This window comes from Serratia sp. CY83965, assembly GCF_052166375.1.
In the GTDB taxonomy this organism is placed as follows: domain Bacteria; phylum Pseudomonadota; class Gammaproteobacteria; order Enterobacterales; family Enterobacteriaceae; genus Serratia; species Serratia marcescens.
This window is the reverse complement of sequence record NZ_JBJNOV010000004.1, coordinates 335,652-362,118: the sequence shown is the minus strand read 5'-3', so window position 1 is coordinate 362,118 and position 26,467 is coordinate 335,652. Positions and strand designations below refer to the sequence as shown.

General features: G+C 58.5%; 22 protein-coding genes. 5 read left to right on the top strand and 17 right to left on the bottom strand.

The window, feature by feature from the left end; translation table 11 throughout:
* Positions 1 to 30: 30 nt before the first annotated feature.
* From wecA to ACJ8PL_RS12555, 4 genes are all read right to left on the bottom strand, one after another.
* Positions 31 to 1,080 carry a UDP-N-acetylglucosamine--undecaprenyl-phosphate N-acetylglucosaminephosphotransferase gene (gene wecA, locus ACJ8PL_RS12570; RefSeq protein WP_110147099.1) on the bottom strand — a complete coding sequence of 350 codons (1,050 nt, stop codon included), beginning with the start codon at positions 1,078 to 1,080 and terminating at the stop codon, positions 31 to 33.
* Between the two features lie 174 nt (positions 1,081 to 1,254).
* On the bottom strand, positions 1,255 to 2,217 hold the full coding sequence (locus ACJ8PL_RS12565; protein WP_016927350.1) for an NAD-dependent epimerase/dehydratase family protein: 963 nt from the start codon (positions 2,215 to 2,217) through the stop codon (positions 1,255 to 1,257).
* Positions 2,218 to 2,396: 179 nt separating this feature from the next.
* The gene (locus ACJ8PL_RS12560) at positions 2,397 to 3,296 is read right to left on the bottom strand and encodes a winged helix-turn-helix domain-containing protein (RefSeq protein ID WP_028127498.1); all 900 of its coding nucleotides are present in this window, start codon (positions 3,294 to 3,296) and stop codon (positions 2,397 to 2,399) included.
* A gap of 771 nt (positions 3,297 to 4,067) precedes the next feature.
* The gene (locus ACJ8PL_RS12555) at positions 4,068 to 5,462 is read right to left on the bottom strand and encodes a NarK family nitrate/nitrite MFS transporter (protein ID WP_016927348.1); all 1,395 of its coding nucleotides are present in this window, start codon (positions 5,460 to 5,462) and stop codon (positions 4,068 to 4,070) included.
* A gap of 349 nt (positions 5,463 to 5,811) precedes the next feature.
* Here ACJ8PL_RS12555 and narX point away from each other — a divergent pair, with 349 nt between their 5' ends.
* Together narX and narL are read left to right on the top strand one after the other, a co-directional pair.
* The gene (gene narX, locus ACJ8PL_RS12550; protein ID WP_060444650.1) at positions 5,812 to 7,596 is read left to right on the top strand and encodes a nitrate/nitrite two-component system sensor histidine kinase NarX; all 1,785 of its coding nucleotides are present in this window, start codon (positions 5,812 to 5,814) and stop codon (positions 7,594 to 7,596) included.
* Positions 7,597 to 7,606: 10 nt separating this feature from the next.
* On the top strand, positions 7,607 to 8,257 hold the full coding sequence (narL, locus tag ACJ8PL_RS12545; protein WP_016927346.1) for a two-component system response regulator NarL: 651 nt from the start codon (positions 7,607 to 7,609) through the stop codon (positions 8,255 to 8,257).
* Here the strand turns inward: narL and ACJ8PL_RS12540 are convergent.
* On the bottom strand, positions 8,254 to 9,765 hold the full coding sequence (locus ACJ8PL_RS12540) for a YchO/YchP family invasin (RefSeq protein WP_442531224.1): 1,512 nt from the start codon (positions 9,763 to 9,765) through the stop codon (positions 8,254 to 8,256). The two genes, narL and ACJ8PL_RS12540, sit on opposite strands and share 4 nt — an antisense overlap.
* Before the next feature lie 429 nt (positions 9,766 to 10,194).
* Here ACJ8PL_RS12540 and ACJ8PL_RS12535 point away from each other — a divergent pair, with 429 nt between their 5' ends.
* Entirely contained in the window at positions 10,195 to 10,863 is a 669-nt protein-coding gene (locus ACJ8PL_RS12535; RefSeq protein ID WP_033640046.1) for a prepilin peptidase, read from the top strand.
* Here ACJ8PL_RS12535 and ACJ8PL_RS12530 read toward each other — a convergent pair.
* The 10 genes from ACJ8PL_RS12530 to chaB all read right to left on the bottom strand — a co-directional run bounded on the left by ACJ8PL_RS12530 (position 10,860) and on the right by chaB (position 22,002).
* Positions 10,860 to 12,470: a hypothetical protein gene (locus tag ACJ8PL_RS12530; RefSeq protein ID WP_117286719.1), complete on the bottom strand. Its 1,611-nt coding sequence runs from the start codon at positions 12,468 to 12,470 to the stop codon at positions 10,860 to 10,862. The two genes, ACJ8PL_RS12535 and ACJ8PL_RS12530, sit on opposite strands and share 4 nt — an antisense overlap.
* A gap of 231 nt (positions 12,471 to 12,701) precedes the next feature.
* Complete coding sequence (locus ACJ8PL_RS12525; RefSeq protein ID WP_079451508.1) at positions 12,702 to 14,276, bottom strand: ABC transporter substrate-binding protein; 1,575 nt, start codon at positions 14,274 to 14,276, stop codon at positions 12,702 to 12,704.
* A 132-nt stretch (positions 14,277 to 14,408) separates the two neighbouring features.
* On the bottom strand, positions 14,409 to 15,080 hold the full coding sequence (locus tag ACJ8PL_RS12520; protein WP_016927341.1) for an ABC transporter ATP-binding protein: 672 nt from the start codon (positions 15,078 to 15,080) through the stop codon (positions 14,409 to 14,411).
* Positions 15,077 to 15,919: an ABC transporter ATP-binding protein gene (locus ACJ8PL_RS12515; protein ID WP_110147103.1), complete on the bottom strand. Its 843-nt coding sequence runs from the start codon at positions 15,917 to 15,919 to the stop codon at positions 15,077 to 15,079. The genes ACJ8PL_RS12520 and ACJ8PL_RS12515 overlap by 4 nt, the downstream gene beginning before the upstream one ends.
* The gene (locus tag ACJ8PL_RS12510; protein WP_016927339.1) at positions 15,909 to 16,778 is read right to left on the bottom strand and encodes an ABC transporter permease; all 870 of its coding nucleotides are present in this window, start codon (positions 16,776 to 16,778) and stop codon (positions 15,909 to 15,911) included. Before ACJ8PL_RS12510 ends, ACJ8PL_RS12515 begins: the two co-directional genes overlap by 11 nt.
* On the bottom strand, positions 16,775 to 17,830 hold the full coding sequence (locus tag ACJ8PL_RS12505; RefSeq protein ID WP_118891944.1) for an ABC transporter permease: 1,056 nt from the start codon (positions 17,828 to 17,830) through the stop codon (positions 16,775 to 16,777). The genes ACJ8PL_RS12510 and ACJ8PL_RS12505 overlap by 4 nt, the downstream gene beginning before the upstream one ends.
* The gene (locus ACJ8PL_RS12500) at positions 17,830 to 19,398 is read right to left on the bottom strand and encodes an ABC transporter substrate-binding protein (protein WP_016927337.1); all 1,569 of its coding nucleotides are present in this window, start codon (positions 19,396 to 19,398) and stop codon (positions 17,830 to 17,832) included. The genes ACJ8PL_RS12505 and ACJ8PL_RS12500 overlap by 1 nt, the downstream gene beginning before the upstream one ends.
* Positions 19,399 to 19,572: 174 nt before the next feature.
* Positions 19,573 to 20,526, bottom strand: coding sequence for an HTH-type transcriptional regulator Cbl (gene cbl / locus ACJ8PL_RS12495; protein ID WP_004934716.1), 954 nt, complete (start codon positions 20,524 to 20,526; stop codon positions 19,573 to 19,575).
* Positions 20,527 to 20,826: 300 nt separating this feature from the next.
* Positions 20,827 to 21,522 (bottom strand): gamma-glutamylcyclotransferase, encoded by a 696-nt coding sequence (locus ACJ8PL_RS12490; RefSeq protein WP_016927336.1) that lies wholly within the window; start codon positions 21,520 to 21,522, stop codon positions 20,827 to 20,829.
* A gap of 252 nt (positions 21,523 to 21,774) precedes the next feature.
* Positions 21,775 to 22,002: a putative cation transport regulator ChaB gene (chaB, locus tag ACJ8PL_RS12485; protein ID WP_016927335.1), complete on the bottom strand. Its 228-nt coding sequence runs from the start codon at positions 22,000 to 22,002 to the stop codon at positions 21,775 to 21,777.
* 130 nt (positions 22,003 to 22,132) lie between these two features.
* On the opposite strand from chaB, the gene ACJ8PL_RS12480 reads away from it, so the two are divergent.
* Both ACJ8PL_RS12480 and chaA read left to right on the top strand, forming a co-directional pair.
* Positions 22,133 to 22,951, top strand: a complete 819-nt coding sequence (locus ACJ8PL_RS12480) for a siderophore-interacting protein (protein ID WP_016927334.1) — start codon at positions 22,133 to 22,135, stop codon at positions 22,949 to 22,951.
* A gap of 294 nt (positions 22,952 to 23,245) precedes the next feature.
* The gene (gene chaA / locus ACJ8PL_RS12475) at positions 23,246 to 24,349 is read left to right on the top strand and encodes a sodium-potassium/proton antiporter ChaA (RefSeq protein WP_004934723.1); all 1,104 of its coding nucleotides are present in this window, start codon (positions 23,246 to 23,248) and stop codon (positions 24,347 to 24,349) included.
* A gap of 36 nt (positions 24,350 to 24,385) precedes the next feature.
* Here chaA and lpxO read toward each other — a convergent pair whose 3' ends face one another.
* Together lpxO and phoH are read right to left on the bottom strand one after the other, a co-directional pair.
* Positions 24,386 to 25,288 carry a lipid A hydroxylase LpxO gene (lpxO, locus tag ACJ8PL_RS12470; protein ID WP_015378219.1) on the bottom strand — a complete coding sequence of 301 codons (903 nt, stop codon included), beginning with the start codon at positions 25,286 to 25,288 and terminating at the stop codon, positions 24,386 to 24,388.
* Between the two features lie 234 nt (positions 25,289 to 25,522).
* Positions 25,523 to 26,311, bottom strand: coding sequence for a phosphate starvation-inducible protein PhoH (gene phoH / locus ACJ8PL_RS12465; protein ID WP_015378226.1), 789 nt, complete (start codon positions 26,309 to 26,311; stop codon positions 25,523 to 25,525).
* Positions 26,312 to 26,467 lie beyond the last annotated feature (156 nt).

Below are 26,467 nucleotides of genomic sequence, written 5' to 3'. Positions count from 1 at the left end.
AACGGGCTGCTGCCGCAGCCCGTGAGAGGATTAACGCCCGACGGTTGGATTATCGCTGAGCATCGTCGCCTGACGCGGTTCGCGCAACATGGCGAAATAACCGCAAAAACAGAACAGAAACGCCACCAGCATCAGGCTTTCCTGCAGTTGCAACACTTCACTGCAAATGCCGATGCAGGCCAGCGTCACCGCCAGCATGGTGCTCATCGCCAGTGCCTGACGCGCATTGAGTCCGCGACGCATCAGAATATGGTGCAAATGATCGCGGCCCGCTTTGAAGGGGCTTTGGCGGCGCAACAGGCGGCGCACCATCACGGTCACCATGTCCATCAGCGGAATGGCGATCAGCCACAGCGCGGTGACCGGGCGCATTACCGCCTGCTGCCCCTGCGTCGCCAGCAATACCAGCCACAGCACGCTGAAGCCGATTACCATGCTGCCGGCGTCTCCCATAAAGATTTTGTTACGCGCGCCGAACAGGCTCAGGTTGAACAGCAGATAAGCCGCCAGCACGACGATCACGCCCAGGCACCACAGCGCCAGATCTCCCCGGCCACCCAGTCCGAACACGATGGCCAGCGCAACGAAGGTCACGCAGGACAAGGCGCCCAGTTGCCCGTCGATGCCATCCACCATGTTGTAGGCGTTGATCGCCCCCCATACCGCCAGCGGCGTGAGCAGCAACGCGCCATAACCGAGCATCACTTCCTGATGGCCCCAGGCATGGCCCAATGAGGAAAGCTGCATCCCTGCCGCCAGCATCATCGCCAGCGCGATCCCTCCCTGCACCATGACGCGCGGCGCCACGGGCAGATCAAAGCGGTCATCCAGCACGCCCAACACCACCAGCGCCGTAATGCACAGCAGATAGACGGTGCTGTCGGGCAGCCAGGCGGGTTGCCACAGCGCCATCAGCATCAGCGTCAGGTACACGGCGATGCCGCCGACCAACGGAATATGTCCCAGATGTTGCTTGCGCGCATTGGGCTTATCCACTAATCCCACCGTCAAGGCGACCCGGCGGGCAATAAGGATCCACGCGACCGCCAGCACAAATATCACGCTCAGTTGATATAACATCGTTCCTCCAGCGAATAAGCACGCTACCGCCCTTGAGTTACAGCTCCCAATGCGCTATTAACAAAAACAAAATTGATCCTGCCAGGATATAAGTCAGCATGAATTAATCCTGAAAAATACAGATTTATCCGCTTGTCGGCGGAAATAAGTAAATAACGTCAGCGTGCGGTTAAGTTATCTATCAGAAAACTCATGTTTAATGGTTCTTTCGATTGCCGAATCAAGTTCAACAGGCGCCACGAAATTATTTTGCACATTACTTTTAAACTGCGTTCTGGCGCAGAATTTCTGTACTCTGACGCGGCTTATTGGGAATTTCTTTCGACTTATTTTACTCACAACATCCAATGCGGTTGCGCCGCATATGCCTACGGCATAAGGAATGCGAATTGTCTTATTTTTTCTCCCCAATGAAGAGGAAATGACGTCGACCAATTGATTCATCGTAAAGTCCGGTTTATCGACGTAGTTGCTGACCTGATAACTTGACTGTTGATCCAGCGCATGTTCCAGCCGCGCGGCAATATTTTCAACGTAGGCCATCGACTTCATATTATTGCCGCTGCCAATCATCACGAAACGTCCGCTGGCGATCTGACGGAACAGGTTATACACGTTGCCGCGGTTGCCTTCGCCGAATACCACCGTTGGACGGATGATAGTCAACCGATTTTCCACATCGGCCTTGCGCCAGGCTTCATAAACGTATTCCGCCTCGAGCTTGGACTTGCCGTAATGGTTGAAAGGCTCGAAACTTCCTTCTTCGCCGGTTTCCTGTTTAACGAAGCCGTAAACAGCGACGGAGGAGGTGAAAATGATTTGGCGGATATTCAGAGCGGAGGCGGTCATGCAGACATGCCGCGCGCCTTCGACATTGACCTGATAATAGAGCGAAATGGGATCGACGTTGTCCTGATGTTCCGCCGCCAGATTAATGATGGCGTCGCAGCCCGTCAGCGGTTCTTGCAAAGTCTGAGGTTGCGTCACATCGCCATACTGATAGAGCGCGGGAAAATGTGCGCTGGGTTGCTTATCCACGATGACCAACGTCAGATCATCGCGCGCACTGAGACGTTTCGCCAGGCGTGTTCCGATAAAACCGGAACCCCCGATAATAGCTACTTTACGCTTATCCATAATTTGTCACTCAGCAGGTTCTCATTATTCCTGTCGCCCCATTGGGACAGGACGCTAATACGCGTTAGGTAATGAGTTCCAGACTGGACAAATCGAACCTGGCTTTCAAATAACAAATAATGAAATAAAAGATTTCATCAAATGTAAAATTATCGCTAAAGATAAAACCTCATTCAGCGCTAATTTTTAACATCGTAAGCAACTTGATATTGCAAGGTTTTATTCGGCAATATGAGATTAATCCGACCTTTACCGGGCGTCGAAGAGGTCTCATATTTTACCGGCAATTTAAGCTGCCCTTGCTTAGGATCGACACATTCGATGGTGGCTTGATCCATGTTCTCTCCCTGGTAAAGGCAGAGCAGAGTTTGCGGGCTGTTGGTATGGGGATTATTCAGCGTCAGCGTCAACACCACGCGCGTGTTGTTCTGAATATCATTGATCACCGGGGGGCGGGTTTGGTTGCCGAGCACATATGAAAAATGTGAAATAACCAGCAAAGAGGCGAATACCGTCAGGTATTTCACTACACGGCTGGCGGGTATGCTGAAAAAGCGACGCACCGCCGCCGACTTTTTTTCACGCACCGGTTCTTTGGATGACTCCACCGTTGCAACAGGCGCAGCAACCAGCGTCGATTTATGCGGCTTATCTATTTTTTCATCGTTTGTTTCAGACGACTCACTTTCACTTTCAGAAAGTTCCGCTTGAATATCAACACCAATATCTTCACCGCCATTTAATATATCATCATCAGCGTAGTCTTCATCCTCGGATATAAAGTGAAAAGCCGCTTGATTTTCCACCTTGTAACCCAAGCGAGGAATGGTTCTGATAAGCGTGTGTTCCGTGTCGCTAATCTTTTGGCGAATAGATTTAATTGTTTGATTTATCGTTGAATCTGAGCAATAGGTTCCTTTCCAGATATTTTCTATAATTTCCGTTCGGGTAACCAGTTCTGGTGATCTGGCGACAAGCAGCGAAAGAATTTGATACTCCTTCCAACGCAGACGAAATTTCTCCCCGGCAGGAGTCAGAACATCGAGATTCCTAATCTTTATTCTTTTATCAAGATTCACTTTTAATTTCCTTAGCGTGCCTGTCCTGCACACTTTGTATAGAAATATCAAAAAATGTTCAAGAAATTAAATGTAAACTCAACAGGTTGCATTCATCGGATATTGGCCTTTATAAAAATTTTCTGATTTCATTTTTTACATTAGGCCATATTAAGGATGTTCCGTTTATCCAAATGACTCTTTTTCCCTGCTGGCAACATGGATTTCTTTCATGGTCACCGTAAAATTCAAATGAACACCTCATTGATTTAAAAAGGAAAAACTAACCATGTTGTTCGATTGTTAATCGAATGAAATTGTGAAATTTCATTCCTATCCGTGAATTCATTGTGTTTTCCCACCTAATCTGATTGTCAGATAGACTACAAAAAGCCGAAAAAAACAGAATGAGAGTTATCTGATTTAACCCCGTCACACATTCCACTCGGCGTGTGCAGCATCTAAGACAAAACCCTATTACTGATTTTATAACAATCGCACTAATTATGCCTTCCTCTCCCGGAAATTTCATTTAATCTGCGAAAAGACATTAACGCCTTAATGTAAGAATACTCTCAATAAAACGAAAAAAACGTGCAAATAATATAATCCGTTTTGGCGAAAATATTCCCACATTGAGAGATAGTGCTATAAAAAAAGAAAAAAACGGCAAGCGAAGATGAGAATTTTACCTAAAGGCAGAAAATTTCACTGAGGAGGCGAGGTGAGATGACTCGGAATGAGAGAAATATCCCTCCCCTGTCGGGAGGGATTGAGAAAGCGGTTTGATACTCAGGCCTTTTTCTTGCGGCCATACACCGCCCAGGTGATGACCACACACAAGATATAGAACACCAGGAATACTTTCATTGCCCCCGCCGGCGAACCGGTCAGCGCCAGCGAGGTGCCGAATGCCTGGGGAATAAAGAAACCGCCTGCGGCGCCGATCGCCGAGATAAAGCCCAATGCGGCGGCGGAGTCCGTCACCGCTTCACGCTGTGCGCTCTCGTCACTGCCGCCGGCCGCTTTCACGCGATCGACAGTGATTTTACGGAAAATGACGGCGATCATTTGGAAAGTCGATCCGCTGCCCAGCCCCGCCGTGAGGAACAACACCATAAAGATGCCGTAGAAGGCGATAAACGAACCGCCCTCGCCCGCTGCCGGCAAGGTCAGGAACAACAGCGCGGCGAACACGGCCATCACCACAAAGTTGATCAACGTCACCCGCACGCCGCCGAAACGGTCAGACAGCGCGCCGCCGACCGGCCGTGCCAGCGCACCGAGGAACGGCCCGAAGAAAGCGTAATGCAGGATCACGACCTCCGGAAATTGCGTCTTCGACAGCATGGCGAAACCGGCGGAGAAACCGATGAAAGAACCGAAGGTCGCGAGGTACAGCAAACTCAGCATCCACAAATGCCCACGTTTGAGCACTGGCAGTTGCTGGCGCAGCGATGCCTTGGCCGCCGCCAGATCGTTCATGCCGAACCAGGCCGCCAAGGTGGCGACCAGCAGGAACGGTACCCAGATCCAGGCGGCATTTTCCAGCCACAGCTGTCCCCCTTCTGCCTGATCTTGCGCCGTGCCGCCAAACAGACCAAACAGGCTGAAAGAGATCGCCAACGGCGCGACCAGTTGCATGACGCTGACGCCCAGATTCCCCAACCCGCCGTTGAGACCCAACGCGCCACCCTGACGCGCTTTCGGGAAGAAGAAGCTGATATTGGCCATGCTGGAGGCAAAGTTGGCGCCCGCAAAACCGCACAGCAGGGAAATGATGACGAATACACTGTACGGCGTGCTGCTGTCCTGCACCGCGAATCCCAGCCACAGGCACGGCACCAGCAGGAAGCAGGTGCTGATAGCGGTCCAGCGACGGCCGCCAAACAGCGGGATCACGAAGGAATACGGCACGCGTAAAATAGCGCCCGAGACCGACGGCAGCGCTGTCAACAGGAACAATTGGTCAGTGGAAAAGTTGAAGCCAACCTTGTTCAGGTTGACCGCCACGGCGCTGAACAGCATCCAGACGCAGAAGGCCAGCAGCAGACAGGGGATGGAAATCCACAGGTTGCGGGTGGCGATGCGATGGCCACGCTGCAGCCAAAAGGCGCTGTCTTCAGGATGCCAATCCTGAATCAGCGCACCGGTTTTCTTTGATGAAGGCGTTGCAAGTTGCGACATAAAAACCTCAGACACGGGGGATTATTCCGACACCCTAGGGGGCGGTCCCGGCGGCAAAGTTGATGTATATCAACCCGAATGCAAGTAGTTGGCGGCACAAATAGCGCCTTCATCCCCTTAGGGGTACGTTCTGGATAAAAATTAAATCATTTATAATCAATAAATTAGAATGAATCACTTCGTCATCCTCACCGCTTCTCCGCCCCCCTGGAAACTAATGGGTACTTCATTCGAGGTATGGGGTTATGCTCAGGGATAATCAAAAATACGGCTGAATCGTTACTTGTTTACCCCGTCGCCGCCTTCGCCCCTGAGCTTCAGCGGCGCCAAATGCCAGGAACCCGCGCTTATGAAACGCCTGTTGGCCCCGCTTTCGATCGTGAATCAGGTCGCCCTGCTGATGTTGCTGTCGGGCATTCTGGGCGTGGCCGGCATGGGGATTTCCGCCTGGATGTCGCAAAGCATTCAGGGCAACGCGCATGCCATCAACAAGGCCGGCTCGCTGCGTATGCAAAGCTACCGTCTGCTGGCGCAGGTGCCGCTGGATGAACGGCATGAAGCGTTGATCCGCGAACTGGAGCGCGACGAAAACAGCCCCGACCTGCAGCGTTCGGTGGAACAGGAAGGGTTGACGCAACCTTTCGACGCCTTGCGCGACTACTGGCAACAGACCCTGCAACCTCGCCTGCGCAGCGCGCAGCGCCCGGCCGACGCCGCGCCGCAGGTGGCGCACTTCGTGCAGCTGTTGGATAAGCTGGTGTCGGATATCGACAGGCAAACCGAGCGCCGCCTGCTGATGGTGACGCTGGTGCAGGCCGGCTTTATCGCGCTGACCCTGCTGCTGCTGATCGGCACCACCTGCTACCTGCGCCGTCGGTTGCTGCATCCGTGGCGACAGCTGGTGGAAATGGCGTTGGCGGTGGGCCGCGGCGACTTTAGCCGCCGCTTCGCGCAGCGCGGCCATCAGGATGAAATGGCGTCGCTCGGCGGCGCGTTGAACACCATGTCCGACGAACTGTCGGCCACCTACAGCGGGCTGGAGCAGCGCGTGGCCGAGAAGACCGCGGACCTGCAGCAAAAAAATCAGATGCTGAGTTTTCTCTATCGCGCCAGCCGCCTGCTGCACGCCAGCGAGCCGCTGTGCAGCCGCCTGACGCCGCTGCTCAACCAACTGCAAATCCTGACGCCGCTGCGCGCCATTCAGGTGCGGCTGTATGAAAACGACAGCCGGGAGCCGCTGCTGCAGCTGAGCGGCAACCAGCCGTTGCGGCCGGAGCATTGCCATAATCCGGTGTGCAGCGCCTGCCTGCACGACAGCGACCGCCAGCATCCCGACAGCCCGTCGCTGAGCTGGAGCCTGAGCGACAAGCTTGGCGACTACGGCGTGATCGTGGCGCAACATGCGCCGCAACAGCCGCTGAACGATGAGCACCGCCAGCTGGTCAACACTCTGGTGGAGCAACTGACCAGCGTGCTGGCCATCGAACGTCAGGTAGACCACCAGCAGCAGCTGATGTTGATGGAAGAACGGGCGGCGATCGCCCGCGAGCTGCACGACTCCATCGCCCAATCGCTCTCCTGCCTGAAAATGCAGATCGCCTGCCTGCAGATGCAGGGCGAAACGCTCTCGCCCGCCAGCCAGGCGCTGGTGCAGCAGATGCGCGAAGAGCTGAACGGCGCCTATCGCCAGCTGCGCGAGCTGCTGACCACCTTCCGCCTGCAGCTGACCGAACCGGGCCTGCTGGCGGCGCTGCAATCGACGGTAGCGGAGTTCAATCCCAAACTGGGCCTGAACATCAGCCTCGATTACCAACTGGGGCCGCGCACGGTGCCCGCCTATCAGGCCATTCATCTGCTGCAGATCGCCCGCGAGGCGCTCAGTAACATCCTTAAGCATGCCGCAGCCAGCGAGGTGAGCATTCAGGTCATCAACAAACGGGGCGAAGTGACCCTGAGCGTATGCGACAACGGACGCGGCCTGCCGGCCGAAACATCCCGCCCCGACCATTACGGCTTGATCATCATGCGCGATCGCGCCAAGAGCCTGCACGGCCGTTGCGACATTTTACCGCGCAGCGGCGGCGGCACCGAGGTGCGGGTCAGCTTCACGCCGGATAACCACGCCATCGACTAACGGAGACACCATGACGACAGAAACCGCCGCCACAATCTTACTGATCGACGACCACCCGATGCTGCGCAACGGCGTAAAACAGCTGATTGGCATGGACGCTCGCCTGCAGGTCATCGCCGAAGCCAGCAACGGAGAACAAGGGGTCACGCTGGCGGAGCAGCACGATCCGGATCTGATCTTGCTCGACCTCAACATGCCCGGCATCAACGGGCTGGAAACGCTGGATCGCCTGCGCCAGACCGACCTGTCGGGGCGCGTTGTGGTGTTCAGCGTATCCAACCATGAAGACGACGTCGTCAGCGCGCTCAAACGCGGCGCCGACGGCTATCTGTTGAAAGACATGGAGCCGGAGGATCTGCTGAAGGCGCTGCATCAGGCGGCGGCCGGGCAGATGGTGCTCAGCGAAACGCTGACGCCGATCCTCGCCGCCAGCCTGCGGGAAAACCGCCCCAGCGCCGATCGCGATATTCAGCAATTGACGCCGCGCGAACGGGATATCCTGAAGCTGATCGCCCAGGGGCTACCGAACAAGCTGATCGCCCGCCGCCTGACCATCACCGAAAGCACCGTCAAGGTGCACGTCAAACACCTGCTGAAAAAGATGAAGCTCAAATCCCGCGTCGAGGCCGCCGTGTGGGTGCTGCAGGGTAAAAACGGTTAATCGCCGCCGTACAGCGGCCCGGTTTGCGCCGGGATCGGCGGCGGCGTCAGGGTTTTGATCGGCGGCAGGCCCGCGTCATCACCGGCGGTCGCCGTCAGCGGCGGCGCCACTTTCAGCTCTATCCAGTTGGAGGTCACGCGCTGCTGTTTATCGTCCTCCAGCGTGACCGATAGCCGGTAGCTGTTGGCGGCGCCCGGCGCGTCGTCCCACGGCGGCACGATCGCCGTCCAGCCCTGCGGATCGTTGGCGTTGTGCGGCGGCGTCAGGCTCAGCGCCTGCGTATCCCCCTGCCAACTGACGTGAGCGATGCCGTTCAGCGCCTTGATTTCCAACACCAGCGGCACGGTTTCCCCCGCCTGCAGGCTCCACGGCGGCGTGGCCAGGAACACCTGCAGCGTTTTGCGCTGGCGGAACTCCAGCACCGGCACGTTCTTGCGTTCGATAGGATCGTAGCGGCTGCCGCGCAGCGACTTGGCCTGCGCCACATACTCCGGCGAAATCTGCTTCACCAACGGCACCCCGAGCCGATAGCTCAGCGCCAGCTCGATCTGATCCTGGCTCTGCCCGCCCGCGCCAATCTTATGCAGCGCCTTCATCGTCACCAGCGGCACCGGGGTGTAATTGAGCCCCAGCTGCATCGCGCGCGGATCGTTTTGTTTTTTGCCGCTGCCGAACAGATCGACATTATCGCCGAGATACTGTTCATAGCTGAGCGAACCGCCGATCTGGCGATAAAACGGCAGATAGCCTTGCGTCGTGATGTCGTAACCGCGCGCCGGGCGGCTGAAAAACACGCCATCGCCAGGCTGTTGCGCCAGCGCCGACAGCGGGTAGTAATAGTTGGTGGAGAAACGCAGGTAGTCTCCCCAGGCCTCCGCGCCGACGCTGCCGCGATTGCGCTGCCGGGCGAAATCGCTGTCGAGCGCCGTGTTGTACCCCAGCAGCCAGTCACCGGCGATCCAGCGCTGCCCCAGCGCGAAATTACCGAGCGCCCCGGCGCTTTGCTGCAACCAGCCGATCTGGCTATAGGTCAGCAATCCGTCGACGTCGTACAGCGGGCTGAATAACTGCCCGTTGCTGCCGGTAAAGTCCCCCTCACCGGTCATCTTCAGCGATAACCGGGCGGTGCCCAGCGGCGACAACAGCGCCTGCGCCTGCTGTTGCAGCGCGCCGGTCGCCTGGCCCAGCAGATAATCCTCGGCGCGGCTGCGCATCTGCTGACGGGAAACGTTATTCAGATCTTTTTCGCCGAACTGCTTGGCCATCTCGGCCCACTGCTTCTCGCGCGCGGCGTCATCGGGCGCGCCGCCCAGTTCGGGCAAATTCGCGACCGGATCTGCGGCGGCCGGTTCGGAAGAGACAACGCTCGCCGGCGCCGGCGGGGATTCGGCGCAGGCGGGCGCCGCGCCGGCCAGCCACACCAGCGTCCCGCTCAGCCACACCGTCTGGCGGCTGTGCCAGAGTCGTTTTTTGGTTTTGATGAGTCCCGCCTGAATTTCGTCTTTCATGGCACCGTTGGCCACCCTCCCTCCTGGAGCATGCCAACCCACTGCTTTGCTGTCGCCTTTCCCGCGGCAGATCTGGATACCCTACGCCCCATCAAGGCCGGGGCGCCTCTCCCTTAAAGCCTAACGGCTTGACGAACAGAAACAATAGGATAAACCCCAATCGCTCCCCAGTGACGCCGTCACTTACGCCATTTACCGATCCATTCCGGCCGCCAGGTGAATTCACACTATTTCAGCGCCGATTTTGCCGATAAACAACGCAACACCCCACTGCTGCGCGCCTCCGCGCATGACATTGCATCACTCTGCAATACGTGAAGTGGCGATGCGTACGACTGCGCACTCCTCACCACTCACCGCATTTCACCCCGATGAAATACGCATTTTGCCGTTATTTTAAACATCTATTTCACGACTGACGGAGTCTCGATGTTTCTTTCCTTACTGTGGCCCGCGCTGTTTTTCACCGCGCTGCTGTCGGCAGGTATGGTCGCCTTCGCGCTCATCACCCGGTTGGAGCGAACGGTGGCCGTGCGCGCCAGCCCACCGAGATTGCGCCGCCGCAGCCTGCTGCTGACGGCCTTCGGTTTGGCGTTGACGGCGCTGCCCTTCGACCTGCCGGCAGCGCACCGGCTGTGGTTGCCGCCGGCCGCGGCGCTGCTGATCGCCCTGGCCTGGCTAGACGGGCGCCACCGGTGGCTGCCGGACCGGTTGACCCAGCCGCTGCTGTGGGGCGGGATGCTGTGCAATCTTGACGCTCGCTGGGCGACGCTGAGCGACGCGGTTATCGGCGCCGCCGCCGGCTACGGGGGGTTGTGGCTGCTCAACGCGCTTTATCGACAAGTGCGGCGGCGTGACGGCATCGGCCAGGGTGATTTCAAACTGCTGGCGGCGCTGGGCGCCTGGCTCGGTTGGACGATGCTGCCGCTGTTGGTCTGTCTGGCGGCCATGTTCGGGTTAGGCATGGCATTGACCCGCGGCCGACGCAACCGCCGCGCCTGGCGAACGCGGCAACCTTTCGGCATCGCCTTGGCGGCCGCCGGCTGGCTGTTGCTCTTGATGGACGCCGGCCAGAACGCGCCGGCGTTATTCGGTTAGTTCTTCAGTGTCTCGATCAGCCGATTGAGCAATCCGGCCACTTCCGCCGTGCTGGCTGTTGTCGGATTGGCCAGTGGCTGGATCACCGCGAGCCTGGTCGTGGATAACACCTCATCGCTGCGGATTTCCAACGCATCGGAGGGGGGCGTGCTCAATGAAACGCCGTCCGGCCGCCAGTAACTGCCGCGCGTAGTCTGCACCTGATAACTGCCAAAGCCGAAATCTTTCTCGACGCGGTAATATATTTCGCAGCTCAACGGCCCGGTGCGCCGCAACATAAAGGCGCCTTTCGCGCTATAGCTGCCTTTATTGACGACAAAGGCGGTCGCCTGCGAAGACAGATCGAACGTGATATATAAATCGCACGCCAGCACCTTGGTGCTTACGCCCTGTTGAAGAGTAATGCGCGTTGTAGGTTGCCGATCCGGCGCGGTCAGGGTGCCTAAAAAAGTCCACGATTGCTGTTTCGAGATATTGCGCGGCAAATGGTTGCTGGTGGCGGAAGGGGCAATTCCCCGCTCGCCCAGACTGTACATCGCTTCGACCCCGCTTAAAAACGACGTCACATCGACGGTGCTTTTGCCGGCCACCGGGACGCCGCCGTTGTATACGTTACTGAAGGTTACCTCGGTATTGTTGCTGCAGGCGGCGATCGCCGCCGGGAAAGGCGTCTTAGAACCGCTGTAAAGAGTCAACTGACCGATATCCCAACGAGATTCGTTGATGAATCGGCACAACACGCCCCCACTCTCCACATTCTGCGCGTCCTGGATATTGATATTGCCTATCGTGCCCTGGGCAAAGTTGGTGGACAACACGCTGACATTGGCGGCGCGCTGCGTATTGCGGTTCTCGCAACCCAACGAATTGATCGTGCCGTTAAAATCTTTGAAAGAGTAGATATCGCCGATGCAGTCATCCGCAGCCAACGAGCCGATAGTAGAGTAAAACCCTGAAATTCTGAACGCAGTCCCCTTGGCGCGAGCGGCGTAGAGGCCGTCTATAAAATTGGTGGTGCCGGACTTGTCCATCCACAGCACCCCATCGCCCGGGCGATTGGCGTTTGCCTCCATCTGCACGTTCACCAGCCAGTTAATGAACATGTCGCCCGAGACAAACAGCGAATAACCGCCGACCTTGGTGTAGATGTCGCGAATATCAAACTTCGTCATGTTGCGATCGCTGAACCACACGCCGTGGGTGTCATCTACGCCGGTATCATCCCGCAGCGTCAAGCCGTGCAGCGTCAGATTGGCGAAGCCTTTCACTACGATCACCGCTTTCTTCGTTTCGCCCTGTTCGTTGGTGTAACTGCTGTCCGCAGTCTTGACAATTTTGGTCGCCCGCCCCAATCCGACCACCCGCAAACCGATGCCGCCGTAGATGTCCGTTGTCGTCTGAATGAGTACGTGTCCGGCGACCGTATACACCCGCTTCCCCAGGGACAGCGTACCGCCGGCTTGCAGCGCCGCCGCCGCCGCTTTGTTGATCGCCGGCCCCCAGTTGCTTCCGTCGCTGTCCTGATAAAACTGTTCCGGCGTAACAACCTCACCGGTGGCGAGCAAGCTTGCTGCGCGCGCTCCTGAAACGTTTTCGTTATTGTCCATAATATCTCCTGACGTGATGTGTCCGCATCATTGCGGACGACCGCGGTGAAAGGCGTAAACAACGCCGCCTTTCAGTGCCAATCTATCACCGTCATATGAGCGCGTTATGAAATTTCATTTTATTTCACCCTGACACAACATCTCGCGATTCGAGGTGGCAACAGCAAGCGATTTCACTCGCTGTTGGCCTTTGGTGCGACAGAAAGCTCGGCCAGGCGCGCGGCGTTGCCGCTACTTGCTGACCCGATCCAGATACAGCATGCTGTTGGCGATATCCAGCCGGGCACCTTCGACGTTGTCCCGCAATGCCACCAGCGTTTGCCCCTGCAGCGCCACCACATAGGGCGAGCTGGCCTGCAATTCCCGTTGCAACGTGACGTAACGTGCGCTGCGCGCGGCGCTGTTCCCCTCCGCAGCCGCGGCGCGCGTTTCCGCGCTGATGGCGGGAATGCCCCACTGGGTGCGCCAGGCCAGGGTTTTCGGCCCACCGGGCACGTTATAGGCAAAGGCGCTGGCGTTGGTGTTCGGATCCAGGTAGTCGGCGCCCCAGTAGGTGAAGATCGCCTGAAAATCGCGGCCGCGCATCTTGCCCCACAGATCGCTTTCTACCACCGGATGGATATCCAACCGCAGCCCGGCCTGCGCAAAACTGGCCTGCAGCGCCTGCGCGATGTCGGTATACGGCGGTTGGTTGATGACGATAAGATCGATGCGCGTACCTTCAGCGATGCCGGCATCGCGCAGGATCTGTTTGGCTTTGTCCACGTCGAGCTTAAACGGCCGATCGTCGAGTGCCCCGTCCAATCCCTGTGGCAAGAAGGCCTGATGCACGCGATATTGCCCTTTCAGCAGTTGCTCGGCGATGCTCTGATAATCGACCAGCCAGCGCGCCGCCTGCCACAACGCCGGATTGCCCAGCGCCGGATTGTCTTTGCTGCCGGTGTTGAAACCGAGGTAATAGATCCGGGGCGCATCGGCCTGCTCGATGCGCACGCCAGACGCGTTGCGCAGTGAGTCGAACTGGTCGGCGCCCAGATCGTAGGCCACGTCGGCATCCCCTTTCAGCAACAGCAAACGGCGGGTGCCGGCGTCGCTGACGTTCTTGAACAATACCGTTTTCAACCTTGCCGGCGACGGGGCGTACTCATTGCGGCCAAACAGCAGCGCTTCATGCGGCACATAGTTATTCACCCGATACGGGCCGCCGCCGGCGGAATGGCTGCGCAGCCAGGCGTTACCGTAGTCCCCCTGCTGCGCGTGCTCGTTCAACAGCTTTTCATCCACGATCGAAGCCACATTCGCCGTCAGCAGCCGCAGCGCCAATTCGCTGCCGATGTTGGCGGGCCAACTGAGTTGCACCTGGTTATCTCCCACCTTCTTCAACTGCTGCTCAACGTTATCCGGCGTCCAGCCAAACTCGCCGAGAATAAACGACGGCGCCTTGTTCAGCTTCACCGCGCGAACCAGCGAAAAAATCACATCTTCTGGCCGCAGCGGATTGCCGGAAGCGAAACGCTGCTGCGGTTTCAGGGTAAAGGTCAGGCTGCGGCCATCGGCGCCCGCTTGCCAACTGCCTGCGGCGTCCGGCGCCAGCTTTTGCGGCGCGGCGCGATCCGGCGCCACCAGGCGCTGATAGAGGTTGACCAGATTGGCCGAGCTGACGGTTTCAAAGCTCTCCGCCGGATCGAGGCTGATAATGCCCTCCAACGAACTGACCACCACCAAGGTATCCTGCGGGGTGGCAGCCTGCGCACCGAAAGCGGCCGCCAGCGCGCCATACAATAAGGTTGGGATTAACCGTTTCATCGATACACTCTCCATAATCACGCGGTTGCGTTGTTTTTCGAGTGTAGGGGGTAAGAATTAACAGAAGAACGACGATAAATTGCTTTATTTATTACCAAGATGGATATGCCCGCCGCATTGACGGGCATTGGGTCAAACGATGATGCGGCCGTGCGCCATTGCCACCGAACGATCGCACATGTGGTCAATCACGTCCGCATCGTGGCTGACCAGCACCATAGTCAGATCGCCCGCCTGTTTCAGCTCGTTGAGCAGATTGAGGATCTCCGCCTGCACCGACATGTCCAACGCCGAAGTCGGTTCATCCAGCAGCAGCAGCTTCGGCCGCAACAGCAAGGCGCGCACGATCGCCACGCGCTGCCGCTGGCCGCCCGACAGCTGATGCGGGTAGCGATCCAGCAGGCGCGGATCCAACCCCACCTGGCGAAAGCCCGCGCTGATCTTGCGTTCGATGTCGCTTTCCTGCATCAATTTGAGCGGTTCCGACAGCGTACGCAACAGCCGGTGCTTGGGGTGTAGCGAAGCATAGGGATCCTGAAACACCATCTGCACCTCGCGCCGCAGCTCGCCGGTAAATGCCTGCCCCGGTTGCAGCCGCCGCCCCAGCAGCTCAAAACCGCCCTGCCAGCTGCCATTCAGCCCGGCCAGCACCCACAGCAACGAGGACTTGCCGCAGCCGGAAGGCCCCACCAGCCCGAAACACTCACCCGGTTCGATGTGCAGGTTAACCTCATGCACCACGGTGCGCAGCTCGTAGCCCTGGCGGTGACTGACGCTCAGGTTCTCCAGTGCAATTACGCTCATTTCAACGTCTCCAACAGCGCGCGGTCCAGCACCGGCAGCGGTTTGCCGCGCGTCTCGCGGCTCGGCCGGCACGCCCACAGCGTGCGAGTATAAGGATGCGTGGCCTGCGCCAGCTCTGCTGCCGGCAGTTGATCCAACAGCTCGCCTTTGTACATCACCAGCACCCGCTCGCAGTGGTGCGCCACCTGCTGCAAATCGTGGCTGATCAGGATCAGCCCCATGTTGCGTTGCGCCACCAGATTGTCTATCAGTTGCAGCACCTGATCGCGCATCTGGTGATCCAGCGCCGAAGTCGGTTCATCGGCAATCAACAGTTGCGGATCGTTGATCAACGCAATGGCCAGCATCACCCGCTGCCCCATGCCGCCGGAGAGCTGATGCGGATAACGGCCGCACAGCGCCGCCGGATCGGGCAATCCCACCGCCGCCAGCATCTCCAGCACTTTTTCACGCCGCTCGGCGCGGCTCAGCTTGGCATGCAACACCAACGGTTCCTCCACTTGACGACCGATCGGCTGATTGGGATTCAACGCATACTTGGGATCTTGCATCACCATCGCCACCCGGTCGCCGCGCAGGCGGCTCCACTGGCGCTCGCTCAGGCGCGTCAAGTCGTCGTCGCCCAGCGTCAGGCGCTGCGCCTGCAGCTGCAACGGCGGCGGCAATAGCCCCATCAGCGCGCGCGCGGTCAACGATTTGCCGGAGCCGGACTCGCCGACCAGCGCCAGCCGCTCCCGCCCCATGCTGAACGAGATATTCTTCACCAGCGCCGCCGGCTGCGGCCCCGGCACGCCGATCGCCAGCCGTTCAACGGTCAATAACGTGTTATCAGTGCCCATGACGAGGATCCATTTTGTCGCGCAGGCCATCGCCCAGCAGGTTAAACGCCAGGCTGGCGAACAGGATCGCCCCGCCTGGTGCGGCGGCGACCCACCATTGGTCGAAAATCACTTTACTGCCTTCGGCCACCATCGACCCCCATTCGGCGGTCGGCGGCGCGACGCCCATGCCGAGGAACCCCAGACCGGCGGCGGACAGGATGATGCCGCCCAGGCTCAGCGCCGCACGCACCACCGCGCTCGGCAAGCATAAAGGCAAAATGTGGCCGACCATCAGCCGCAACCCGTTGATGCCCTGCATGCGCGCCGCCGCCAGGTAGTCACTGCGGCGCAGCGCCAGGGTTTCGGCCCGCGCCTGGCGGGCAAAGGCCGGCCAGCTGGTCAATGCCAGCGCCAGCGCGCCGTTCATCAGCCCCGGTCCCATGACCGCCACGAATGCCAGCGCGATCACCAGACTCGGCAGCGACAGGAAAATGTCGGTCAGACGCATCAAAATGCGCTCGACCCAGCCGCCGAGGTAACCGGCGCAAATGCCGACCAGCAGGCCGATGGGAATGGTCAACACCAGAATCAGCGACACCAGGATCAGCGTCGGCCGCGCGCCGTAAATCACGCGGGAGAGCAAATCGCGGCCAAAGCCGTCGGTGCCCAGCCAATGTGCAGCCGAAGGCGGCAGTAACCGCAGCTCGATATGCTGCAGATTGGGATCGAAAGGCGCCAGCCACGGAGCCAGCAGCGCGGTGACGATCAGGATCGCCACCAGCGCCGCGCCCAGCGTCAGCGTGGTCAGACGTCGACCGCGGCGGTAACCGACGGCCGGCTCGCTTTGCGGTTCGTGTTCAGAGAGATATTGGCTCATCGGGTTCGCGGATCCACTAAATAGGTCAAGGCGTCGGCCAGCGCATTCAACAGCACGAAACAGGTGCCGATCAGCAGCGTGGCGCCGAGGATCGCCGGCGTGTCGGCGGCAAACAGCGCCGAGGTCAGGTAACGCCCGACGCCGGGCCAGGCGAACACCGTTTCGGTCAATACCGCGCCCTCCAGCAGGCTGGCGTAGGAGAGAGACAGTACGGTGATCAGCGTGCCCAACACGTTGGGGAACACATGGCGCAGCAGAATGCGCAGGCGGCCGGCGCCCTTGGAACGCGCCAGCGTCACGTATTCCTTGTTGCACTCTTCCAGCATCGCCGCCCGCAGCAGCCGGGTGATGCCCGCCATCGACAGCAGCGCCAACGCCACCACCGGCAGCCACAGGTGGCCGATGGCGTTGTAGAACATTTCACGATCGCCGGACAGCCAGCTGTCGATCAACACGAAACCGCTGCGCGGCTCCATGCTGTACAAGTAAATGTCGTCCAGCCGCCCCGGCCCCGCCGACCAATGCAGCGTGGCGTAGAACAGCAACAGCCCGAGCAGGCTCAGCCAGAAAATCGGCACCGAATAACCGATCAACGACAGCAGACGCGCCGCGTTATCCAGCCAGCTGCCCGGTTTGAGCACCGCCAGAAACGCCAGCGTAATGCCGCCGAGGGCGCCGAGGATAATGGCGCAGGTGGCCAGCTCCACCGTCGCCGGGAAGGTGCGCAACAGATCGCTCAACACCGGCTGCGCGGTAATACGCGAAATGCCCAAATCGCCGTGCGCCAGGTGCACCAGGTAACGCCAAAATTGCACCGGCAGCGGCTGATCCAACCCCAGCTCGTGCCGCACCTGCGCATAGGTGGCTTCGCTGGCGTGATCGCCCGCCACCTGCAGCGCCGGATCGATCGGCGCCAGGTGCGACAGCATGAAGGTGAACAGCAGCAGGCCAAGCAACGTCAGCGCCAGAGACAGCACGCCGCCGAGCAGCCGCCCGCCCCAGCGCCAATACCGCCGGGCCGCCCCGGCGCCGGCGGACAGGTCAGCGGCCATTACTTGCTGACCTTGCTGTAGAACACCATGTCAGGGTTGATGCCCTGCACATAGCCCTTGAGGTTGTCACGCACCGCAATCAGGCTGCGCGCCTGCAGGCCGATGACAAACGGCGAGCTTTGCTGCACCTGTTTTTGCAGTTGCTGGTAGTCTGCCACCCGTTTGGCGGTGTCATTTTCCGCGGTGGCGGCCAGCGTCAGCTTGCTCAGCGCCGGGATCTGCCAGTTGGCGCGCCAGGCCAGCGTCTTGCTGCCGTCTTCCGGGTTGTAGGCGAAGGCGGCGGCGTTGGTGTTAGGGTCGAAGTAATCCGGCCCCCAGGAGGTCAGCGTCGCATCGTAGTTAAGCGCTTTCACCTTGGTGGAGACCTGCGAACTGATGCCCGGCACCAGTTCGACCTTCACGCCGCCCTGGGCAAAACTGGCCTGCAGCGCCTGGGCGATATCCAGATACGGCGGCTGGTTGTTGACGTCCAGGCGGAAACTGACGTTGCTCAGCCCCGCTTTGGCCAGTATTTCTTTGGCTTTCTGCGGATTGAAGCTGTACGGCTGATCCTTGAGCGCGCCCAGATAACCGTCCGGCAGGAATGCCTGATGGCTCTGGAATTGCCCTTTCAGCAGATCGTCAGCGATGCCTTGGTAATCGAACAGCCAGCGCGCCGCCTCCCAGAACGCCGGATTGCCGAGCGCCGGCGACGCCTTGGCGTTGAACTGCAGGAAATAAAGCGAGGCGTAAGGAATGGCCAACGGTTTGACGCCCGGCTTGCCCTTCAGGGCCGCCATCTGGTCCGCCCCCAGGTTGCGGGCGATATCGGCATCGCCCTGCTCGATCAGCAAACGGCGCGCCGCCGGATCGGGCACGTTTTTGATCAGGATGGTTTTCAGCGTCGGCGCCCCTTCCGGCGAGCCGGGATTGGCGTCCAGCACCACCACTTCGTGCGGCACATAGGTGCGGATTTTGTAAGGGCCGCTGCCGGCGGAGTGGCTGTTCAACCATTGGTGCCCCAGATCGTCGCCCTGCTGGTGCGCCAGCGCCTCTTTGGCGTCGACGATCGAGGATACCGGCGCCGACAGCAGGCTGAGCACGAAAGCCGGGCTGACGTTCTCACTCCAGCTGATTTTTACCGTGTGCTCGTCCACCTTGCTCAGGTGTTGCTCCACGTTCTTCGCGTTCCAGCCCAGCTGCGTCAGGATAAACGACGGTTCGAGATTGAGTTTAACCACCCGTGAAAGCGAGAAGATCACGTCTTCCGGCCGCAGCGGATTGCCGCTGGCGAACGTGGCGTCCGGGCGCAGGCTGAAAGTCAGGCTGCGGTCGTCGGCGCCGGCCTGCCAGCTGCTGGCCAGGGTTGGTTTAAGATCGATGGGATTGTGCGGATCTGACTGGATCAGACGTTGATACAGGCTGTTGAACGACTGCACCGTGGTTAACTCAAATCCCTGGGCCGGGTCAAAGCTGACCACGTCATCGATAGATTGCGCGATCACCAGCGTGTTGGCCGGCGTCGCCGCCTGTGCGTTTACGCTGGCCGCCACGGCCAAAAACAGCAAAGAAGGAACGAGCGCTTTCATCTGAAACTCTCCAAGCGGATGGAATTTATAATAATTTTGCGAGTGTATGCGAGCACGATCGGCAGCTGAAGGTACTTAAATCACTATAGATATTCTTTTTATGTATATAGATGGGATTTTGATTATTAGGCAGGCGATGCAGCATGTGCGGCAGGCATTGCCTGCCGCTATCGATTAAATCTGGTAGTCAATCACCGCATCCAGCTGCGACGAGAAGACCTTGTCTTTGATTTCGGTCAGCGACAACGTCGGGTTGCACAGCTGAATAAAGCGCCAGGCATAGTTGCGCTGCAGCTGGCTGCGTTTCAGGCCCAGCCAGACCGTATTGGGTTCAAACAAATGCTCGGCGTTGAGGCTGACCAACCCGCGATCGCGCTCTTTTTCATACGACATGTCCGCCAGCACGCCCACGCCCAACCCCAGCTCGACATAGGTTTTAATCACGTCGGAATCTTGCGCGCTGAGCGCGATGTCCGGCGTCAGGCCCGCCGATTTGAACGCCGCATCCAGCTTCGCGCGGCCGGTAATGCCCTGGCGGTAGGTGATCAGCGGCAAGGTGCTGAGCATCTCCAGCGTCACCTGCGGCTGCCGCGTCAACTCGTGCCCTTCCGGCACCAGAATGGTGTGATGCCAGCGGTAGTAAGGGAACGCCGCCAGCGACTCGTCGCTCATCAGCCGTTCGCTGGCAATGCCGATATCGGCTTCACCGGCGGCCAGCATCGAGACGATCTCCTCCGGGCTGCCCTGATTGAGCACCACCCGCACCCGTGGGTAAAGCGCGCGAAACTCTTTGATCACCCCCGGCAGGCTATAGCGCGCCTGGGTGTGCGTCGTCGCGATATGCAGCTGCCCCGAATCGTTGCTGCTGAAGACATCCGCCAGGCGACGGATGTTGTTCGCGTCGTTAAGAATGCGCTCCGCCACCACCAGCAGCTCTTTGCCGGGCTCGGTCATGCCCAGCAGCCGTTTGCCGCGGCGAATGAATATTTCGATGCCCAGCTCTTCTTCCAACTCGCGAATATGTCGGCTAACGCCGGACTGCGAAGTAAATAAGGTATTGGCGACCTCGGTCAGGTTGTAGTTGCAGCGCGCCGATTCGCGAATAATTTTTAATTGTTGAAAGTTCATCCCCGTCTCCCTGTTTCTTGCAGTAGCGTCTGCCATATTGATACGGAGTCCTGCGGGGCTGAACAAATAAGAAATAACCTTTACTTATGCAATTTAATACTAAGTGAATTATTTATCGTGGCTCTCGGGGGATGAGGACGGGGGAAAATGATGAATGGCTTTAAAAATAAAGAGATAAATAACCACACAAATAAAGCGACTTAAGTCATCATGCAGAATAAAGTTATTAAATAGAGGCATTAGATATAAAAAAGGGCCCAGCATGCTGAGCCCCTCACCGTTCGCATTCCCGCCGCAGCCTCAGGCGGTGGCCTCGCTGCCGATGCCGCCGGTGCGGTTTTGCTGCAACCATTGCTGTACATAGCGCACCAGATCGCCGATGCAATCATCCTGCATGCCGTGGTGCTTCAGCTCGTTATCCAGCGCAAACAGGTATTGCGCGTTGGTGCCCAGCGGGCCGCTGGCGCTGGCGATCAATGGCGCGATCACCTGGTGGCTGGTGTCTGCTTCAAACAGCGGGTGCTGCGCGTTCATCACGAACACCAGCGCCGTGACGGTCTCTCCGCCATCCAACTGCAGTTCACACCAGGTCGGCACGTAGCAATCGGTCACCATTTCGCGCTTCCAAAGCAGCTCCAGCTCTTCTCGCAGCTTGCCTTCCGGCAGACGAAACGCCAATCCGGTGGTCTGGCCGCCCTCTTTCAGCGCCAGCATGCGCCCCGGCTGATGCAGCGTGCCGCGCCCGGCGGTCAAACGCATGCAGAACGCCCGATGCCAGCCCTGCAGCATGGCGGGCCGCACTTCTTCAGATTCGAAAACCGGATTCCACATCAGCGAACCGTAACCGAATACCCATACCGGGCTGTGATCCGGCCGGCGCGATAGCGTGCATTCCAACGAGGCTGCGCGCTGTTCAGGCGTCAGCAACAGCGACTCCTCAATAGCGCCAAAGGCGGTTTTGCAATCCGCTTTTTGCAGAAAATCTCGCGTTAACACTGTTACAACCTCCCGGGAATACGATTTCTCGTCCTCCCTCGCCACTACTGAACCTTTGCAATTTTATTTTTTGGTGCGGAATTTTATTAATTCAATAACCGCGCCGATTAATAATGACCATATTCTTTTCCCGCCGCGCAATCAAGTTGCAAAGCGGCGTTAACGTGGAAAAGTATTTGTACTGAGCAGCAACAATATTAATTGCCGAGGTCAGCATAACGTCTGCGCGATTCTTACCGGGGCATAGAGGCGTTACTTTTTATGCCAGCGTTCGTCGTCGCCCTTGCGATAGCTTTGCTTGACCGCCGCCCAGGCCACTTTATGCGCCGTCTCCTCCCGGCTGTCGTCACCGCGCCGATCGTCGGGATCCCGGTATTGTTGCCAGGCGCTGTTAAACGCTTCTTTATAGATCGCCTGCGCATGTTCCGGCAGCACATGCTTCACATTGTCCGGCAAGTCGTTCGTGTCTTGGTATGGCATCACATCCTCCCGTGCGTATTGCGTGAACCTTAAGCCTAGCCCACACGCGGTTACGCCTCAATGAGCAAACAATTCTCATTATCAAACGGCATGGTATACTCACCGCCAAACGACCTATAAGGAGATCCCCGTGACTACCGAATCCCCTCGCTCACGCGCCCCCTACCTGATCGCCGTCAGCGCCGTACAGGACATTACGCCGCACCTGCGCCGCATCACCTTTACCGCGCCCGATCTGCGCTACTACCCGGCCAACGCCGCCGCCGCGCACATCAAGGTCTTTTTGCCGCTCGCCGGCCAAACGCAGCCGGATCTGCCGACGCTGACCGAAAACGGCCCGCGCTGGGCTGCCGATGCCGTGCGCCCGATCGTGCGCACCTATTCCATTCGCGCCGTGCGCCCGGAACAGGCGGAAGTGGACATCGAATTCGCCATTCACGATCACCAGGGACCGGCGGTCGACTTCGCGCGCCAGGCGAAAATCGGCGATAAAATCGGCATCAGCAATCCAGGCGGCCCCAAACCGATGCTGCCGGCCGCCGACTTCTACTGCCTGGCGGGCGATCCTTCTTCGCTGCCGGCGTTGGCCGCGCTGCTGGAAAACCTGCCGCCGCACGGCGCCGGGCGCGCTTTCGTCCGCGTCGATAGCACTGCCGACGTGATTGACCTGAAAAAGCCTGCCGGCGTTGAGGTGAATTGGGTCGTCGGCGGCACAGAGAAAACCGACGAATTGGTCGCTCGGTTCCGCGCGCAGTCCGTGCCGCAGGGTGAAGCGCATTTCTGGCTCGCCGGTGAAGATCGCCTGGTAGTAGAGTTGCGCCGTTACCTACGGCGCGAACGTCAATGCGATCGTAATCGTCTTTATGCCGTGCCTTACTGGCGTGAGGGGCTAAATGAAGAGGGTTACCACAATAAACGGCATGAAATCATGGATAATATTGACGACTGACCGTCTCATTCTCCTTGATTAACCGAGCAGTAAACAAGTAAACACGACTTTTCTCAAATCTAACGTTAAAAATTAGCGTTATTGCGTAAAAGTAAGTAAATAAAACCGCACCCCGTGCGGTTTTTTTGTTACCCTGATCACATAAAGCAAGCAATTGCTTTCTCAGATAAAAACAACATCACACCGGCGCCGCGGGTGTATCCTAATATAAAATACCTACTGGAAACGCAGAGTTGCCGCATCACGGCGACCGGCGCTGACGGGCTACGCTGTTTGAGAAGGAGTGCCACCCTCATGAAGTCGCAACACGATCCTGGCCGATCCACCAAGTCTCGCCACACCGAATACTCGCTGATCTTCCCCATCGCCGCGCTGGTGGTGTTGAATTTATGGGGCAGCACCGCTAACTTTCCGCTGATTGTCGGCATCAATATTCTCGCGCTGGTGGGGATCCTCAGCAGCGCCTTCAGCGTGGTGCGCCACGCCGACGTGCTGGCCCACCGATTGGGCGAACCCTACGGCTCGCTGATCCTCAGCCTGTCGGTGGTGATCCTCGAAGTCAGCCTGATCTCGGCGTTGATGGCCACCGGCGACGCCGCGCCGGCGCTGATGCGCGACACGCTGTACTCCATCATCATGATCGTTTCCGCCGGCCTGGTCGGCTTCGCGCTGCTGCTCGGCGGGCGCAAGTTCGCCACCCAGTACGTCAACCTGGGCGGCATCAAACAGTACCTGATGGCGATTTTCCCGCTGGCGGTGATCGTGCTGGTGTTCCCGAGCGCGCTGCCAGGCGGCAACTTCAGCACCGGGCAAGCACTGCTGGTGGCGTTGATCTCCGCCGCCATGTATGGCGTGTTCCTGGTGATCCAGACCAAAACCCACCAGAGCCTGTTCGTGTACGAGCATGAAGACGACGATGGCGACCCGCACCACGGCAAGCCTTCTTCGCACAGCAGCGCCTGGCACGCCGCCTGGCTCATCGTGCACCTGATCGCGGTTATCGCCGTCACCAAGTTCAATGCCAATCCGCTGGAAGGCCTGCTGACCAAGATGAATGCGCCGGCGCAGTTCACCGGCTTCCTGGTGGCGCTGCTGATCCTGTCGCCGGAAGGCCTGGGCGCGCTGCGCGCCGTGTTGAACAACCAGGTGCAACGCGCCATGAACCTGTTCTTCGGTTCGGTGCTGGCGACCATCTCCCTGACCGTGCCGGCGGTCACCATCATCGCTACCCTGACCGGGCAGACGCTGATCTTCGGCCTGCAAACGCCGCATATCGTGGTGATGCTGACGGTGTTGCTGCTGTGCCAGCTGTCGTTCTCGACCGGCCGCACCAACGTGCTGAACGGCACCGCTCACCTGGCGCTGTTCGCCGCCTACATGATGACGATCTTCGCCTGATCAAAAAGGGGCGCACTCTGTGCGCCCCTGCCTGCGTTATACCGAGAAGAATATCGCCGCGGCGATCCCCCCGAACAAAATCCACTTGATGATGTAATAGCCGGTGCGGTTCCAGGCCTTCAGGCGTTTCCCCACCCGGCGTATCGCATAGATGTATTTGAACATCTTGTTGACGCCGCCGGTGCGATCGCCCTCTTCATTCGGCGCGGTGGCGGCGCTCATCAGATTGCGCCCCAGCCAGTGGTTAACCGCCTGCGCCCAGCGGTAGCGCATCGGCCGTTCGATGTCGCAGAACAGGATCAGACGATTCTGCCCGCTCTGATTTTCCGCGTAGTGCAGATAGGTTTCATCGAACATCACGCCTTCACCGTCGCGCCAGCTGTAGCGTTCGCCGTCCACCTCAATGAAGCAGCGGTCATCGTTGGGGGTAATCAGCCCCAGGTGATAACGCAGCGAACCGGCGTAAGGGTCGCGGTGGCGCGGCAACCGGCTGCCATCCGGCAGTTCGGCGAACATCGCCGCCTTGACCGAAGGCAGGCTGCGCAGCAGTTCCGTGGTCTGCGGGCACAGGGTCATGGCGGAGGGATGGCTGTCTTCATACCATTTCAGATAAAAGCGTTTCCAACCGGTCTTGAAAAACGAGTTGAAGCCGGCGTCGTTGAATTGATCGGACGCTTTGATCTGCTGGATCTCCATCAGCTTCTGTCCTTCGTCGCGGATGGTTTCCCAGTTCTCCCGCAGTACCGCCAGCTCAGGAAACTGCTCCGGCTTCAGGTACGGCGTGGTCGGCACACGGGAAAACAGATACATGAAGACGTTCAGCGGTGCGGTAAAGGTGGAATGGTCAGACAGCTGACGCCACACGTTGTAGCGCACCCGCCCGCGGTAATGCACATAGACGACGCATAAAATAAGCAAAAGCAGAATGATGTATTTCATGTTTGAATCGCATCAAGGAACCCACACGCTATGCGCCGCGCGGCGCACACCCCAGATAATGTCCTTTTGGCGGCACAGGCAAATTGCGCGCCAATCTGGAACCCATTAATCATTAACGCTAACTCAACGAAAATCTATACAGAAAACCACAATAATTTACACAAAGGTTAAACGAGAGGGGAAATTGCGGAGATAAAAAAGGCCGCCGAAGCGGCCTTTCCATTAGCGGATAGGTTAACTGTAAGCGTTGAGCGTGCGCTGGCACAGAGCGGAACGCACGCAGTCCTGTTTTTCAAAGCGGATAACGCCGATCATCTCGTCCTCTTCGAAGCGTTCCAGGGCATCGCTGAGGCCGGATTTCACGCCGCGCGGCAGGTCACACTGGGTCACGTCGCCGTTAACGATAACCGTCACGTTTTCCCCCAGGCGGGTCAGGAACATTTTCATCTGGCTGGCGGTCACGTTCTGGGCTTCATCCAGGATAACGACCGCATTTTCGAAGGTGCGCCCGCGCATGTAAGCGAACGGCGCAATCTCTACCTTGCCGATTTCCGGGCGCAGGCAGTACTGCATAAAGGAAGATCCTAAACGGCGCACCAGAATGTCATACACCGGGCGGAAATAAGGCGCGAACTTCTCGGAGATATCCCCCGGCAAGAAACCGAGGTCTTCATCCGCCTGCAAAACAGGACGGGTAACGATAATCCGATCCACCTCTTTATGGATCAGCGCCTCCGCCGCCTTGGCGGCGCTGATAAATGTTTTGCCGCAGCCGGCTTCGCCAGTGGCGAAGATCAGCTGCTTATTCTCTATGGCTGATAAGTAATGACCCTGAGCTTCGGTTCTAGCCTCGATGGGTGAGCTATCGCGCTTGTCTCGCGCCATGCCGATAGACTCGACTCCCCCCATTTGCACCAGCGAGGTCACAGACTCTTCTTCCAGCTGGCGATGACTACGAGCGTCACGACGAATAACGCGTTTCGCTTCACGACGTGCTTTGATCACTGCTTTCTGTCTACCCATAGTGGCACCTTACAGTTTGTTTCACCTACCGCAACGGCCAGGCCGCGCGATTATGTTTCACACACGTATTAGGTTTTGGCCTCCTCCGAGCCAATAAGAGCCAAGGGACAAAGTGAATCGACGGCAACGCTTAAGCGCCGTGTCTTCACGGGACAA

What these genes read in the sequence shown, in the direction of transcription:
- chaB (WP_016927335.1), bottom strand. Translation starts at nt 22,002, where the DNA reads ATGCCATACCAAGACACGAACGACTTGCCGGACAATGTGAAGCATGTG.
- ACJ8PL_RS12540 (WP_442531224.1), bottom strand. Translation starts at nt 9,765, where the DNA reads ATGAAAGACGAAATTCAGGCGGGACTCATCAAAACCAAAAAACGACTC.
- narX (WP_060444650.1), top strand. Translation starts at nt 5,812, where the DNA reads ATGAAACGCCTGTTGGCCCCGCTTTCGATCGTGAATCAGGTCGCCCTG.
- chaA (WP_004934723.1), top strand. Translation starts at nt 23,246, where the DNA reads ATGAAGTCGCAACACGATCCTGGCCGATCCACCAAGTCTCGCCACACC.
- ACJ8PL_RS12565 (WP_016927350.1), bottom strand. Translation starts at nt 2,217, where the DNA reads ATGGATAAGCGTAAAGTAGCTATTATCGGGGGTTCCGGTTTTATCGGA.
- phoH (WP_015378226.1), bottom strand. Translation starts at nt 26,311, where the DNA reads ATGGGTAGACAGAAAGCAGTGATCAAAGCACGTCGTGAAGCGAAACGC.
- wecA (WP_110147099.1), bottom strand. Translation starts at nt 1,080, where the DNA reads ATGTTATATCAACTGAGCGTGATATTTGTGCTGGCGGTCGCGTGGATC.
- cbl (WP_004934716.1), bottom strand. Translation starts at nt 20,526, where the DNA reads ATGAACTTTCAACAATTAAAAATTATTCGCGAATCGGCGCGCTGCAAC.
- ACJ8PL_RS12520 (WP_016927341.1), bottom strand. Translation starts at nt 15,080, where the DNA reads ATGAGCGTAATTGCACTGGAGAACCTGAGCGTCAGTCACCGCCAGGGC.
- ACJ8PL_RS12555 (WP_016927348.1), bottom strand. Translation starts at nt 5,462, where the DNA reads ATGTCGCAACTTGCAACGCCTTCATCAAAGAAAACCGGTGCGCTGATT.
- narL (WP_016927346.1), top strand. Translation starts at nt 7,607, where the DNA reads ATGACGACAGAAACCGCCGCCACAATCTTACTGATCGACGACCACCCG.
- lpxO (WP_015378219.1), bottom strand. Translation starts at nt 25,288, where the DNA reads ATGAAATACATCATTCTGCTTTTGCTTATTTTATGCGTCGTCTATGTG.
- ACJ8PL_RS12500 (WP_016927337.1), bottom strand. Translation starts at nt 19,398, where the DNA reads ATGAAAGCGCTCGTTCCTTCTTTGCTGTTTTTGGCCGTGGCGGCCAGC.
- ACJ8PL_RS12535 (WP_033640046.1), top strand. Translation starts at nt 10,195, where the DNA reads ATGTTTCTTTCCTTACTGTGGCCCGCGCTGTTTTTCACCGCGCTGCTG.
- ACJ8PL_RS12510 (WP_016927339.1), bottom strand. Translation starts at nt 16,778, where the DNA reads ATGAGCCAATATCTCTCTGAACACGAACCGCAAAGCGAGCCGGCCGTC.
- ACJ8PL_RS12515 (WP_110147103.1), bottom strand. Translation starts at nt 15,919, where the DNA reads ATGGGCACTGATAACACGTTATTGACCGTTGAACGGCTGGCGATCGGC.
- ACJ8PL_RS12505 (WP_118891944.1), bottom strand. Translation starts at nt 17,830, where the DNA reads ATGGCCGCTGACCTGTCCGCCGGCGCCGGGGCGGCCCGGCGGTATTGG.
- ACJ8PL_RS12525 (WP_079451508.1), bottom strand. Translation starts at nt 14,276, where the DNA reads ATGAAACGGTTAATCCCAACCTTATTGTATGGCGCGCTGGCGGCCGCT.
- ACJ8PL_RS12530 (WP_117286719.1), bottom strand. Translation starts at nt 12,470, where the DNA reads ATGGACAATAACGAAAACGTTTCAGGAGCGCGCGCAGCAAGCTTGCTC.